A 13,458-nucleotide genomic window follows, 5' to 3' on the forward strand; every position below is an offset into this window, starting at 1 on the left:
GATGAACGCCTTCGTTAAAGCCGTAGTTCAAGCTGAAACCGCCATGCGTGCGCTCTTTCCAGAGACACCATTGCAGCTCAATGACTATCTTTCACGGAAATATGGCGCAGAGATTTGGCTTAAGCGTGAAGATCTGACGCCAGTTCGCTCTTATAAAATACGTGGTGCTTTCAATTTCATTTCGCGCGCAGTGAAGACAACAGACGAAAATGCAGTTTTTGTCTGTGCGTCGGCTGGCAATCACGCACAGGGCTTTGCCTTCGCCTGTCGCCATTTTGGCCGCAAGGGCGTGGTTTTTATGCCCGTGACGACGCCGCAGCAAAAAATCGACAAAACACGCGCTTTCGGTGCTGAATTTATCGAAATCAAACTCATCGGCGATATTTTCGACGTCTGCTATGCTGCTTCACAGGAATATGCCGCAGCGAATAGCGGTGTAATGGTACCGCCATTTGATCATCAGGGCATCATTGAAGGGCAGGCGACCGTCGCACTCGAAATCGAACGGCAGTTGCCTGATAACAAAAAGCCGGATTTTGTGTTTCTGCCAGTTGGCGGCGGAGGTCTGTCAGCAGGCGTCACACAGTATTTTGATGGCATCGGCTGGAAAGCGTCTTATCGCTTTGTCGAACCGCAGGGCGCTGCAAGCCTTAAAGGTAGCCTTGAAGCGGGAAAGCGTATCAAACTTTCACACGTTGATAATTTCGTTGATGGAGCTGCAGTTGCCGAAATCGGCAAAGAAAACTTCAAGCTTCTCAAAGGCTTCGACAAAAACGTTGTGATCACAGTTCCGGAAAACCGTCTGTGCTCAACAATGGTTGAAATGCTCAATATTGAGGGCGTTGTGCTCGAGCCTGCCGGTGCTCTTGGTATTGATGCGCTCAAGGATTTCAAGAAAAGCGAAATCAAAGGCAAGCGTATTGTCATCGTCGTATCGGGCGGTAATTTCGACTTTGAACGACTGCCAGACGTCAAAGAACGCGCACTTCGCTATGAAGGTTTGAAGAAATATTTCATCTTCCGTTTTCCGCAGCGTCCGGGCGCTTTGCGCTCGTTCCTCGATCTTCTTGGACCGGAAGACGACGTTGCCCGTTTTGAATATTTGAAGAAGTCTGCGCGTAATTTTGGCTCGGTGCTGATCGGCATCGAAACGAAGAATGCCGGAAATTTTAAGATTCTTGAAAAGAAGTTTGCCGAAGCGGGCTGGGCTTATCAGGACATCACCGACAATCAGGTGCTTGCAGATTTCATTATCTGATAGTTCCAAAAACAAAATTCATTTGCTTTTTGGGGCATAATACCCCATATGGCGGCTCAGGCGCATGGACTGAACTTTTTCAGTCTTCCCGGAATCGGACTTGTTGCGTCTCGCCTCTTGCAGTCAGAATGGTCTGACAGCAGGGGAGACCCGGCTGGTTTCGGGCACGGCAGCGCAAGTCGACCGGATTTTTTTCCGGCGTCCCGTCGTACATCCAAGAAATTCCCGTTCGGCAAGTTGCGCTTGTCCGAAGTTTTTAAAGCGGACCGCAATCATGTGGTGCCGCCGAAAGAGTTTAAATTGACAACTGAAAATATTGGCGGCTTTGCCGCTCTTGGCGTTACTGGCGTGCTGCTCAAAGGCGTTGAAGCTGCTGGCATGACCGAGCCCAAGCCAATCCAGACCGAGGCTATTCCACATCAGCTGGCAGGCCGCGACATTCTGGGTATTGCACAGACTGGCTCCGGCAAGACAGCCGCATTCAGCCTGCCGATCCTGCAGAAAATCATTGCACTTGGTGACAAGCGCAAGGGCAAGACTGCACGCGCGCTGATCCTTGCACCAACCCGCGAACTGGCCGTGCAGATCGAAGAAACGATCCGCGTTGTGGCCAAGCAGGCCCATATTTCGACAGCACTCGTTCTGGGTGGCGTATCGCGTCTGAGCCAGATCAAGCGCATGCAGGGCGGCGTTGATGTTCTTATCGCAACGCCCGGTCGTCTGACCGATCTCGTACGTGAAAATTGCATTGATCTTTCGGAAACCCGCTGGCTGGTTCTCGATGAAGCTGACCGCATGCTCGACATGGGCTTCATCAATGATGTCAAGCGCATTGCCAAGGGTACGCATAAGAACCGTCAGACTGCGCTTTTCTCGGCAACCATGCCAAAGGAAATTGCAGCGCTTGCACAGACACTGCTGCGCGATCCAATCCGTGTAGAAGTTGCGCCACAGGGTACAACTGCTGCGGAAATCACGCAGGTTGTGCATCCGGTTCCGACCAAAGACAAGCGCCGTCTGCTTTCTGGTCTGCTGGCTGACAAGGGCATGAAGTCGGTTATCGTCTTCACGCGCACAAAGCACGGCGCAGACGCTGTTGTGCGTCATCTCGAACGCGATGGCTTTGATGTTGCTGCGATCCATGGCAACAAATCACAGAATGCCCGTCAGCGCGCACTGAACGGATTCCGCGATGGCACGCTTCGTATTCTGGTCGCAACTGACATCGCCGCCCGCGGCATTGACGTTCCTGGTATCAGCCATGTCGTCAATTACGATCTGCCAGATGAGCCAGAAACCTATGTGCACCGTATTGGCCGTACCGGTCGTAACGGCGCAAGCGGCGCTTCGATCACGCTTTATGATGCCGCAACGGAAGACACAAAGCTGCGCGCCGTTGAGCGTGTGACGCGTAACAAGCTGACCATTAAGGAAGCGCCTGTTAAGCTTGCACCTGCACCGGCTGCAAAGTTTGATGATGCGGAAGACAAGCCACGCTTTGATCGCAAACCCGGCTCAAACGGTGTTCCGCAGAAGCATCGTCGTCCGGCTCACAAGATGGCAAAGTCTAGCGAGCACCGTTCAGCACCAGCTGCGCAGCCTGCAAGTGGTGAAGCTGCTGCAAAGCCAAAGCGTCCATTCCATCGGAAGCGTCGTCCAGGTGGCGGCGGTGGTGGTCAGCGCGCTGCGTAATCTGTCAGAATGACATTTCCTTTAAACCGCCCTCAACAGGGCGGTTTTTTCGTTTCATTGATACTAACCAGTTTGCAATTGCAGTTTCACACGGAAAATTATTCCTCGCTTGCTTGAAGATCAGCATACTTCCACATAGTTTCGTCTTAACCAGAGGGATAGAAGCCATGCTCAATTCGGCACTCGACGCTATCGGCAATACGCCATTGATCCGTTTGAAAAAGGCTTCCGAAGTCACCGGCTGCGAGATTTACGGCAAAGCCGAATTTCTCAATCCAGGCCAGTCGGTTAAGGACCGGGCGGCGCTCTATATTATTCGCGATGCCGAAAAGCGCGGGCTTCTGCAGCCCGGCGGCGTTATCGTTGAAGGTACAGCAGGAAACACCGGCATCGGCCTCACATTTGTTGCCAAGGCACTTGGCTATCGCACAGTGATTGTTATTCCAGAAACCCAGAGCCAGGAAAAGAAGGATGCGTTGCGCCTTCTTGGTGCTGAACTAATTGAGGTTCCTGCAGCACCTTATCGCAATCCGAACAATTATGTGCGTCTCTCCGGTCGTCTGGCCGAACAACTGGCCAAAACCGAGCCAAACGGTGCAGTCTGGGCCAATCAGTTCGATAATGTTGCCAATCGCATCGCGCATATTGAAACAACTGCGCAGGAAATCTGGCGCGATACCAATGGCAAGGTTGATGGTTTCGTCTCGGCTGTTGGTTCAGGTGGCACACTGGCGGGCACGGCGTTTGGCCTCAAGGACAAGAATGCCGATATCAAGATTGCGCTTGCTGATCCTCATGGCGCAGCACTTCATTCCTTCTACACGACAGGCGAATTGAAATCAGAGGGTGATTCCATCACCGAAGGCATAGGGCAGGGGCGCATCACGGCCAATCTCGATGGCTTTACGCCCGATTTTTCGTACCGCGTCGGCGACGCTGACGCGCTCGATATTGTCTTTGATCTGGTGCAGGACGAAGGGCTCTGCTTGGGTGGTTCTTCAGGCATCAATATCGCCGGTGCGATCCGCCTTGCAAAAGATCTCGGGCCGGGCCACACCATCGTGACCGTGCTTTGCGACTATGGTAATCGTTACCAGTCCAAACTGTTTAATCCGGCTTTCCTGCGCGGCAAAGACTTGCCGGTGCCGGGCTGGCTGGAAACGAAAACTGAAATTCACATACCTTACGAGGACTGACCATGGCATATGAGACCGAAGCTTTGTTCCGCGAAGATGCATATCTTAAAAGCGCGGAGGGTTCGGTTTTGGCTGTGACAGATACCGGCGGCATCATTCTCGACCAGACAAATTTTTATGCCACTTCCGGCGGCCAGCCGGGCGATACTGGTTATTTTGAACGCTCTGATGGTTCGCGCATTGAGATTGCTGCAACCGTTACGGGCGAAAACAAAAGCGAAATCATTCATGTGCCAGCCGAAGGGCAGGCGGTTCCCGCTATAGGCGAAAAGCTTACACTACATATCAACTGGGATCGTCGTCTCAAGTTGATGCGTATGCATACGGCTTGCCACCTGCTTTCCGTAGCCTGTCCATTTCCAATTACTGGCGCCGCCGTTGGTGAAGAGGAAAGTCGTGTCGATTTCGATCTGCCAGATGCGAGCTACACAAAAGAACTCGTCACAGAGAAGCTTATGGAATTGGTCAATGCCAGTGAACCGATTAGCCTCCACTGGATTACCGACGAAGAGTTTCTCGCCAATCCAGACATTGTGAAGTCAAAGAATGTTCGGCCACCTGTGGGTGCCGGACGCCTTCGTTTGGTTGTTATCGGTGAAAATGGCTCGGTGGATTCGCAACCTTGCGGCGGAACACACGTTTCTAACACACAGGAAGTGGGTGAAATCCACATTGGCAAAATCGAAAAGAAGGGCAAGGAAAACCGCCGTTTCCGCATTCGATTTGGCAATGCACCACTCTCATAAATTCAGGAGCAATCATGTCCGATAAAAGCGCATTTGTTATCTCCCGCGATGATTTGAAAGCCCGATTGGGCGAGCCGGGTCTCGCAATCGTGGATGCATCCTGGTATTTGCCCGCAGCCGGTCGCAATGGGCGCGATGAATATGATGCAGCGCACATTCCGGGGGCGGTCTTTTTCGATCAGGATCTAATTGCGGATAAGGAATCCGGCCTCCCGCACACTTTGCCATCGCCAGAGCTTTTTGCACGCCATGTCGGTGCAATGGGCATTACGGCGGATGAAACAGTCGTTGTCTATGACGGCCCCGGCATGTTCTCGGCTCCACGCGTTTGGTGGATGTTCCGCGTCATGGGTGTGAAGAACGTTCTGGTTCTCGATGGCGGTTTTGATGGTTGGAAGGCCGCGGAATTCCCCATCACCAATGAAGTCACCAAAATCGCAGCAACACTTTTCACGCCATCATTCAATGAAGCCAAAGTCGTCAGCTTCAAAGAGATGAGCAAGGTGGTGGAAGAACATAGCTCGCAAATTGCAGATGCACGTGCCGCTGGCCGCTTCACAGGTTGCGATGCAGAGCCACGTGAAGGCATGCGCTCAGGCCATATGCCGGGCGCGCGTAATGTCCCGGTCGGTACGCTGTCTGAGAATGGCAAACTGAAAAGCCTCAATAGCCTGCGTGAAATCTTTGCCGATGCAGGGGTCGATCTCAACAAGCCGGTTGTCACAAGCTGCGGCTCTGGCGTGACGGCGGCTGTCATCACACTCGCGCTGACGTCGCTAGGCCATGAGGACAATCGACTTTATGATGGTTCGTGGAGCGAATGGGGCAGCAGGCAGGATACGCCCGTGGTGACCGGCGAAGCAGATTAAGCATGGCTGAAAAACTGATTGCCAGAGTGACCCATCTGGAAATGACAGCGCGCCCGGCACTGTCGGCTCCAGTGCCATCTGGCCTGCGCCTTGCACTGATGCGTTCAACACAAACGCCGGTGCATTTCTATCGCTACCTTTATGAGCAGGTCGGACGTCAGCATCATTGGATGATGCGCCGCATGCAAAGCGACGCGGAAGTGGCTGCGGCGATTCATGCAGAAACAACCGATATTCATGTTCTCTATGCAGACGGTAATCCAGCAGGTCTTTTAGAGCTTGATCTTTCTGCGCTTCCCGAGACGGCCGAGGTTCTGTATTTTGGTCTTATGCCGGACTATCAGGGGCGGGGGCTTGGCAAGTTTTTCCTAAATGAAGCCATTTCAACCGCTTGGTCACACAACCCGCAAAAAGTGGCAATTCATACCAATACGCTCGATAATCCGCGCGCGCTGCAACTCTATCAGAGAATGGGTTTTGTTCCTGTAGGATGGTCAGAAGAAGAAGTTACTCCCTGGGAATAGTAATTAACCCCGGGCAACTTCGCGTCCGTTGGTGATCGATACAACCGATGCGCTCGTAATACGACCGCTTTCCTCATCAAAAACGACACAATTACGACCGCGCTGCTTGGCCATGTAAAGGCAACGATCAGCGCGGCTTAACACTTGAGAATTGGTTTCGTTCTTCGGAGCCGATGCTACACCAATGCTGATGGTGAGCGGATATATTTGATATTCTGTTGCATGAAATGGCGTGTGTTCGACTTCTGCACGTATTCTCTGCGCAACGCGCATACCAGTTTCGCCTGTGGCGCCCGGAAGGAAGACACAAAACTCTTCGCCGCCGATACGACCGACAAGATCGCCTTTGCGTGTTACGTTCTGAAGTGCGAAGGCAATGAGTTTAAGTGCACGATCACCGACACTATGCCCGAATGTATCATTGATCGCCTTAAAATGGTCGGCGTCGATAACCAGCAGTGTTCCACTTTCAATGCGCGAACGGCTGATTTTCATAGCATCAAACAATGCTTCGCGGTTCAGCAGCCCGGTCATATGATCGACGCGCGAGCGCGCCTGTAACTCGCTATGCGCCTTTTCGAGCTGTGAGTAAGCTTCACCGAGCTTACTATGCTGAATGAAAATGTAAGCAAGAGATGGAAACGCCGTCACCAATGGAATGCCGGTACTAAGTGCAATCGCGACACGACCAGGCAAAGATCCAGAGACAAATCCAACGAGAAAGCTAACGCCGACGGAAAATAGAACCACATACAACGTTATTAACGCTGCTTTCCATAAAGCCGTCTTCATGCCTAAAAACTCCCCAAACCCGCCGAAGATATTTATGTGCCTGTTTCTGAACCCTCTATGAACAGACCTAATCGTCAGGGGGCTTATAGGAGAAGAGCACCAATACTGAAAGTTACGTCCCCGCCCATATGCAATTATTGATAAATTCGTATCATTAGTAGCGCAATCTAAGGTGGTGGAAATTATACTACCTAAACATCATTCGCACGGCAACAGTATTTAATAAAAATTACACAAAATGTAATTTTTAACATATGTCTAATTTATGTGACTATAATTAACAGGCAAAAGGGGCGTCCTAAGACGCCCCTTTTAAAATAACAAAATGGGATCACATTTTTAGAAGACTGCCAAATACTTCAAAAGCGATATTATACCGATGATAATAACGATTACTTGAGCAATCTGTTTCACCTTGCCATCAAGGGGCAGCATATTGATGAGATACAGGACGAGAAAGATAACAAGAACTGTTATCAGAAGGCTAATGAGGATAGACATAGGCAGTCGAACCCTTCCCGGAACGGCGGTTTATGAACACTCTCGACGGCCGTTCCATCGCGATGCCGAAAGTGCATATAATATGGGAAGTGCGGCTCATGTGAGAGCCTGAAACTGTCCCCGATCTCCATCATCCCAGATGCAGAGATGATATGCCGGTTAACGTTCAAATCAGAATAAGGTTCCACAAAATCGGCGACTTACGCCGCCGATCCAAATAATTTTCAAAGCGTCGATCTCGCTTTTAGTCGCCCAACCTTAGCTCTTGTCGCGGCTTTTGCTAAGCCTGCATTGAGCCAGTCTCTTTGCGGCGGCTATGCCAACTGAATGCTTCTTCAAGCAGGTGAGGGGTATGCCCCCCGCGCTGGCACGCACGATCAAAATAATCGTTCAATTGACCGCGATAGTCTGGATGCGCACAATTATTTATGATCTGCTTAGCGCGTTCGCGCGGCGCAAGTCCACGCAGATCTGCGAGCCCCTGTTCGGTGACAAGAATATCAACGTCGTGCTCGGTATGGTCAACATGGGTAACCATCGGTACAATTGAAGAAATTGCGCCATTTTTCGCTTCAGACTTGCTGACGAAAATCGAGATATAGGCATTGCGTGCAAAGTCACCGGAACCGCCAATACCGTTCACCATGTGCGTTCCATCCACATGTGTGGAATTCACATTGCCGTAGATATCGAATTCAAGCGCTGTGTTGATACCAATAATGCCAAGGCGGCGAATGACTTCGGGATGATTGCTAATTTCCTGGGGGCGCAAAATTAGCTTGTCCCGATAGCGGTCAATGTTGTTAAACACTCGTTCGCCACAAGCTGGGCTCAAAGTGATTGAGGAACCCGATGCGTAGTCCAACTTGCCAGCATCAAATAAATCAAAAGTGCTATCCTGCAACACTTCGCTATACATACGCAGATTATGGAATGGGCTTTCAGCAAAACCATTCAGAACTGCATTTGCAATTGTGCCGATACCGGCCTGCAAAGGATTAAGTGTCAGATCAAGACGACCAGCTTCGACTTCATCAAGAAGAAACTTTATCAGATGGGAAGCAATCGCAATCGTTTCGCCATCGGCAGGCTCAACCGTAGATGCGCTATCATTTTCATGGGTAATAACGATGCCAGCGATCTTCTCTGGCGGAATTGGAATATAGGGCAAACCGACACGACTATCGCAAGCCGTCACAGGGATCGGATCTCGGGAAGGGCGCTTCGTCGGAATATACACATCGTGCAGTCCTTCCAGCGCCAATGGCTGATTGAGGTTCACCTCAACAATCACCTTCTCAGCAAGAATTGCAAAACTTGCAGAATTACCGATGGAGGTAGTCGGGATTATCCCGCCATTCTCAGTGATCGCCAGAGCCTCCACAACCGCATAATCAATCGGGCCAATCTGGTTGGAACGCAGTTGCTCGACAGTCTCCGACAGATGCTGATCGATGAACATCACTTCGCCGCGATTGATCGCAGCGCGTAACGTGCGATCCACCTGAAACGGCATACGTCGTGCCAGAACATGGGCTTCTGTCAGTATCTTATCAACGTCATGGCCCAAAGAAGCACCAGTAATCAGAGTGATCTGAAATGGGTCTTCCGCAGCGCGCGCTGCCATTGCGAGAGGAACGGCCTTGGCGTCACCTGCGCGGGTAAAACCGCTCATACCGACAATCATGCCATCTTTTATCAGGCTTGCTGCTTCCTCCGCGGTGATGATCTTATCACGCAGAGATGTATTCCTGATACGAGCTTCCAACATGTAAATTACCTTCCTTGCAGACCAGTCCAAAAGACCGGAAACAACGTTCTCCGTGCAGGGATATTCACACTGGCATTCGGAGTCGGCGCATAGAGGTAATAGCCTAAGCAGTCAGCTATTACACGCATGCTTTCGTCTTAGATCAACTCACAGCAGCTATATCAAAATACACCAGCCGGAAAATGATCTTAATCAACACAGACGAGTTCCAAAGCAAATGAAAACAAAGTAGGAGTAGGGCGTTGGCACCGTCCTTCTCATAAAAACAATGAAGCGCATTTCTTTCAGCAGCACCGTCTTCCTGAAGGCAAGGCCTTCGCAAACAGAGGTTATGCGATGAACAATGTCGCTAATCAGAATGTCGGTTTCGGACGAATTGCAGTTATGATTCCCGTTAAAGATATGGACCGGGCCTGTAGTTTTTACATGAATGTATTGGGCTTTGAAAAAGTCTTTGAGAACGGAAATCCGGTGGGTTTTATGATCCTGCGCCGTGAGAACGCCGAATTGCATTTATCGCTGCAAAAAGAGCATAAGGCGGCAACTTTCAACATCGCTCATATGCTGGTGGAAAATGTCGACGCTCTACACACAATATGTAAGCAGAGCGGAATGCGGATCATAAAAGGCTTGCAGGATAAGGACTATGGATTGCGAGCCTTTGTTTTTGAAGACCCGGACGGCAATCGTATTGATGTAGGCCAGAAAATCTAGAGCTACACCGAAACCGGATGAGCAACGCTTATTCGGTTTTGTTTATTTGACGCTGAGTTGCGCAGCAAAGTTCTATTCTGCGACGTCCATCCAGATCAATATGCGAATAGGTGCGGTCCATGACAGGTTCCTTGCATTCGATAACTCATTGTTATCATTTGCAAGTCGCACTTCAAACTAGAACCCACCCTGTTATATAGGATAATCGCATAATCTATCTTATGGAACTAAATTATACCGACCGTTCTAAGATCAGTTGCGTTTGGCGATATAAAGATGCCCAGGCACTGGCGAACCTTGCTCACTACGCACAACGATATCTTCGCAGCGGATGCATTCAATACCGTGCTTAGATAGAAGCGAACTTACATATGTCTGAGCATGTGCAAAGCGCTGATAATCGCCGACCATGAAATTACGTCCGGCAAATCGCTTTTCAGACTGTGTTTCGCTTGAGAAGCTGAAGTAGCCGCCAGATGTCAAATGTGCAGCCACGCCAGCGAAGAACTGCTCAAGATCACCCATGTAAGGCAGCACGTCTGTGGCGACGATCAGATCCCAGGCGTCCTCCTTGGTCTCTTCAAGAAAGCGTACAGCTTCGCCCACAAACAGTGCATCATAATCACCTTTTTCATAGGCGACTTCGATCATGTTTTCGGAGATATCAACACCGGTTTTGTGGTCAGCCATGTCATCCAGCGCATCAGCCGAAAGTCCAGTTCCGCAGCCGAGATCAAGCATTCTCTCAGCCTGAAACTCTTCATCCATTTCCAGAAGCATTTCACGCAATTGCAACGGCACATCATAGCCGAGCTGATCGACAAGAATTGTATCAAACATTTCAGCATGCTGATCAAACAACGTCGATACATACGCATCCGGCGCTTTGGACGGGACAGCGCCACGTCCCATGCTGGCGAGACGCACAGCAGCGCCACCGTGATCCTCGGGATCGATTTCAAGAACGGCCTGATAAGCCAGCGCGGCAGCATCCAAATCGCCAGCTTTTTCCAGCGCAAGTGCCTGATTGTAAGCTTCTGCTAAAGCCTCCTGATCAAATGACTCTGTATCAGTGGATTTGCCGTTCTGCTCGGACATATGCATTGCCTTTTCTTGAGACCTCCTGCCCTCCTAACCTTATAACGCTTTGACAGCAAGAACAGTTCTATTCTGCTGCCGACGTTACCGTGTTGGATGCGGGTTTATGATCGGCAAGTTTTCGCGCGATCACAGCACAGGCCATGAGCTGTATTTGATGAAACAGCATTAGCGGCAATACGATGCTACCCACATCAGCGCCGATGAAAATAGCGCTCGCCATCGGCGCTCCGCTGGCAAGGCTTTTCTTGGAGCCGCAGAACATAATCGTAATCCGGTCGGCGCGATTGAAACCAAGCCATTTACTGCCATACCAGGTGGCGAGCATGACGATAACCAGAAGCAGGATATTGACGCCAATCATCACGCTGAGATCGTTCCACGAAACCTTGTGCCACAAGCCTTCAACAACCGCTTCACTGAATGCGAGATAGACGACCATCAGGATTGAACCGCGATCGACAAGGCCCAACGACTTGCCGTGACGACGCATAAAATTGCCGATCCATGGCTGAAGAATCTGGCCAAGTACGAACGGCGCGAGCAATTGCAGCAAGATTGATTCAAGTGCATCTACGGAAATTCCACCGCCGCCCTTAACTGCAAACAACAGGCCAACAAGCAAAGGCGTTAAAAACATGCCGAAAATGTTGGATGCGGATGCTGAAACAATGGCCGCTGATACATTCCCACCCGCCATCGACGTGAAAGCAATCGACGATTGCACAGTCGAAGGCAGAACACAGAGATAGAGAATGCCCAGATAGAATGGCGATTGCGACAGTCCCGGAATGGTCCAGCCAGCAAGAAGACCCAGAATTGGAAAGAGCACAAATGTTGAAAGCGCAACGGCCAGATGTAAACGCCAATGCGTGACGCCAGCAACGACAGCTTCACGCGATAGACGTGCACCATGCAGGAAGAACAGGAGCCCAACAGCGATTTTGGTCGCTATGCCAAACCACTCGGCAAAATCACCCTGCACTGGAAGAAATGACGCAAGCACAATGGTTGCAATCAACATACAGGTGAATTTGTCCGGTAGAAAACGCATTATCTCGATAGTCCTTAATAAGCTCGCGTAGAACCTTCAGGCCGCAAACTGGTCAGCTCTCTTCCCTGTTGTAATAGTCCAATCAGACTTTGGTACAATACTAAAGGATAGGCAAAGCAGCTGATCGGTTCACATTTGCGGGAAGCCGAGCATAATCAGTCTGGTTCGTATCCATTTGGATTCTTGGACTGCCAGTTCCACATATCCCTGCACATTTCACGCAAATCCTTCTGCGCAGTCCAGCCTAGAAAATCGCGTGCAAAGGCCGGATCGGCATAGCATTCGGCCACATCGCCCGGACGACGAGGAGAAATTTCATATTTGATTTCGCGGTTTGAGACGTGCTCGAAAGCTTTGACCACATCAAGCACGCTATAGCCCTGCCCGGTCCCAAGATTGACTGAAAAGCACTGAGGATCATCAAGTTTTTTCAATGCTTTGAGATGACCCGCAGCCAGATCAACGACATGGATATAATCACGAACGCCAGTTCCGTCTGGCGTCGAATAATCATTGCCCCAGACATTGAGTTTTTCCCGGCGACCAGTCGCCACCTGCGCAATGATCGGCATCAGATTGTTGGGAATTCCCTTTGGGTCTTCGCCAATCAGACCACTTTCATGCGCACCAACAGGATTGAAATAACGCAAAATCGCAATTTTCCAGCTGTTATCGCTGTTATAGAGATCGCGTAGCATATCTTCGACCACGAGCTTTGTGCGGCCATAAGGGTTAGTTGCAGAAAGCGACTGATCTTCAGTAATCGGCAGCTTTTGCGGATCGCCATAGACTGTCGCTGACGAACTGAACACGAGAGTCTTTACGCCGGTCGATTCCATTGCCTGCAAAAGACGCAAGGTGCCCAGCACGTTACAGTCATAATAATGCAGCGGTTTTTCATTCGATTCACCCACGGCTTTCAATCCAGCAAAATGGATGACTGCCGAGCATTTGTGCCGTGTGATGATCTTTTCCAGCAAGGCACGATCACGGATATCTCCAGGCTCACGGATCGGCGCACGCCCTGTAATTTTCTCCACCCGATGAAGCGATTCCGGACTACTATTTTCAAAGTTGTCGACCACAACAACGTCATGACCTGCTTCGATCAACTGAACGCATGTGTGCGAACCAATGTATCCGGCACCACCTGTCACAAGAATCGTCATTGTTTAAATACCTGCTTGTTGAACATGCCGCACCGATGTGCGATCCCATGGGCGTTTAGCTTTGGACTATGCAA

General features: G+C 50.5%; 13 protein-coding genes. 7 read left to right on the top strand and 6 right to left on the bottom strand.

Annotated elements, in window-relative coordinates:
* Position 1 precedes the first annotated feature (1 nt).
* The 6 genes from ilvA (at position 2) to WH356_RS03265 (ending at position 6,285) form a co-directional block, all read left to right on the top strand.
* The gene (gene ilvA / locus WH356_RS03240) at positions 2-1,258 is read left to right on the top strand and encodes a threonine ammonia-lyase IlvA (RefSeq protein WP_339508767.1); all 1,257 of its coding nucleotides are present in this window, start codon (positions 2-4) and stop codon (positions 1,256-1,258) included.
* Between the two features lie 48 nt (positions 1,259-1,306).
* Entirely contained in the window at positions 1,307-2,950 is a 1,644-nt protein-coding gene (locus tag WH356_RS03245; protein ID WP_421565790.1) for a DEAD/DEAH box helicase, read from the top strand.
* A gap of 167 nt (positions 2,951-3,117) precedes the next feature.
* Positions 3,118-4,146: a cysteine synthase A gene (locus WH356_RS03250; RefSeq protein WP_339508768.1), complete on the top strand. Its 1,029-nt coding sequence runs from the start codon at positions 3,118-3,120 to the stop codon at positions 4,144-4,146.
* A 2-nt stretch (positions 4,147-4,148) separates the two neighbouring features.
* Complete coding sequence (locus WH356_RS03255) at positions 4,149-4,892, top strand: alanyl-tRNA editing protein (RefSeq protein WP_339508769.1); 744 nt, start codon at positions 4,149-4,151, stop codon at positions 4,890-4,892.
* A 14-nt stretch (positions 4,893-4,906) separates the two neighbouring features.
* Positions 4,907-5,761 (top strand): 3-mercaptopyruvate sulfurtransferase, encoded by an 855-nt coding sequence (gene sseA, locus WH356_RS03260; RefSeq protein ID WP_339508770.1) that lies wholly within the window; start codon positions 4,907-4,909, stop codon positions 5,759-5,761.
* A gap of 2 nt (positions 5,762-5,763) precedes the next feature.
* Positions 5,764-6,285, top strand: a complete 522-nt coding sequence (locus WH356_RS03265) for a GNAT family N-acetyltransferase (RefSeq protein ID WP_339508771.1) — start codon at positions 5,764-5,766, stop codon at positions 6,283-6,285.
* A gap of 3 nt (positions 6,286-6,288) precedes the next feature.
* On the opposite strand, the gene WH356_RS03270 is transcribed toward WH356_RS03265, so the two are convergent.
* From WH356_RS03270 to WH356_RS03280, 3 genes are all read right to left on the bottom strand, one after another.
* A complete protein-coding gene (locus WH356_RS03270) occupies positions 6,289-7,077 on the bottom strand; it encodes a GGDEF domain-containing protein (protein ID WP_339508772.1) in 789 nt (262 codons plus the stop codon).
* Positions 7,078-7,416: 339 nt separating this feature from the next.
* On the bottom strand, positions 7,417-7,578 hold the full coding sequence (locus WH356_RS03275; RefSeq protein ID WP_250040694.1) for a Thivi_2564 family membrane protein: 162 nt from the start codon (positions 7,576-7,578) through the stop codon (positions 7,417-7,419).
* A gap of 280 nt (positions 7,579-7,858) precedes the next feature.
* A complete protein-coding gene (locus WH356_RS03280) occupies positions 7,859-9,349 on the bottom strand; it encodes an acetyl-CoA hydrolase/transferase family protein (protein WP_339508773.1) in 1,491 nt (496 codons plus the stop codon).
* 336 nt (positions 9,350-9,685) lie between these two features.
* On the opposite strand from WH356_RS03280, the gene WH356_RS03285 reads away from it, so the two are divergent.
* Positions 9,686-10,063 carry a glyoxalase superfamily protein gene (locus WH356_RS03285; protein WP_339508774.1) on the top strand — a complete coding sequence of 126 codons (378 nt, stop codon included), beginning with the start codon at positions 9,686-9,688 and terminating at the stop codon, positions 10,061-10,063.
* A gap of 252 nt (positions 10,064-10,315) precedes the next feature.
* Here the strand turns inward: WH356_RS03285 and WH356_RS03290 are convergent, their stop codons facing one another.
* The 3 genes from WH356_RS03290 to galE form a co-directional block, all read right to left on the bottom strand.
* Positions 10,316-11,161, bottom strand: coding sequence for a class I SAM-dependent DNA methyltransferase (locus WH356_RS03290; protein WP_339508775.1), 846 nt, complete (start codon positions 11,159-11,161; stop codon positions 10,316-10,318).
* 67 nt (positions 11,162-11,228) lie between these two features.
* Positions 11,229-12,215, bottom strand: a complete 987-nt coding sequence (locus WH356_RS03295) for a bile acid:sodium symporter family protein (RefSeq protein WP_339508776.1) — start codon at positions 12,213-12,215, stop codon at positions 11,229-11,231.
* Positions 12,216-12,370: 155 nt separating this feature from the next.
* Positions 12,371-13,384 (bottom strand): UDP-glucose 4-epimerase GalE, encoded by a 1,014-nt coding sequence (galE, locus tag WH356_RS03300; protein WP_339508777.1) that lies wholly within the window; start codon positions 13,382-13,384, stop codon positions 12,371-12,373.
* Positions 13,385-13,458: the final 74 nt, after the last annotated feature.

The sequence above is a fragment of the Ochrobactrum sp. MYb379 genome (genome assembly GCF_037479515.1).
GTDB lineage: Bacteria > Pseudomonadota > Alphaproteobacteria > Rhizobiales > Rhizobiaceae > Brucella.

Coding starts and splice junctions, on each gene's coding strand:
- ilvA (WP_339508767.1), top strand. CDS start 2: ATGAACGCCTTCGTTAAAGCCGTAGTTCAAGCTGAAACCGCCATGCGT.
- WH356_RS03285 (WP_339508774.1), top strand. CDS start 9,686: ATGAACAATGTCGCTAATCAGAATGTCGGTTTCGGACGAATTGCAGTT.
- galE (WP_339508777.1), bottom strand. CDS start 13,384: ATGACGATTCTTGTGACAGGTGGTGCCGGATACATTGGTTCGCACACA.
- WH356_RS03255 (WP_339508769.1), top strand. CDS start 4,149: ATGGCATATGAGACCGAAGCTTTGTTCCGCGAAGATGCATATCTTAAA.
- WH356_RS03245 (WP_421565790.1), top strand. CDS start 1,307: ATGGCGGCTCAGGCGCATGGACTGAACTTTTTCAGTCTTCCCGGAATC.
- WH356_RS03275 (WP_250040694.1), bottom strand. CDS start 7,578: ATGTCTATCCTCATTAGCCTTCTGATAACAGTTCTTGTTATCTTTCTC.
- WH356_RS03290 (WP_339508775.1), bottom strand. CDS start 11,161: ATGTCCGAGCAGAACGGCAAATCCACTGATACAGAGTCATTTGATCAG.
- WH356_RS03295 (WP_339508776.1), bottom strand. CDS start 12,215: ATGCGTTTTCTACCGGACAAATTCACCTGTATGTTGATTGCAACCATT.
- sseA (WP_339508770.1), top strand. CDS start 4,907: ATGTCCGATAAAAGCGCATTTGTTATCTCCCGCGATGATTTGAAAGCC.
- WH356_RS03265 (WP_339508771.1), top strand. CDS start 5,764: ATGGCTGAAAAACTGATTGCCAGAGTGACCCATCTGGAAATGACAGCG.
- WH356_RS03250 (WP_339508768.1), top strand. CDS start 3,118: ATGCTCAATTCGGCACTCGACGCTATCGGCAATACGCCATTGATCCGT.
- WH356_RS03270 (WP_339508772.1), bottom strand. CDS start 7,077: ATGAAGACGGCTTTATGGAAAGCAGCGTTAATAACGTTGTATGTGGTT.
- WH356_RS03280 (WP_339508773.1), bottom strand. CDS start 9,349: ATGTTGGAAGCTCGTATCAGGAATACATCTCTGCGTGATAAGATCATC.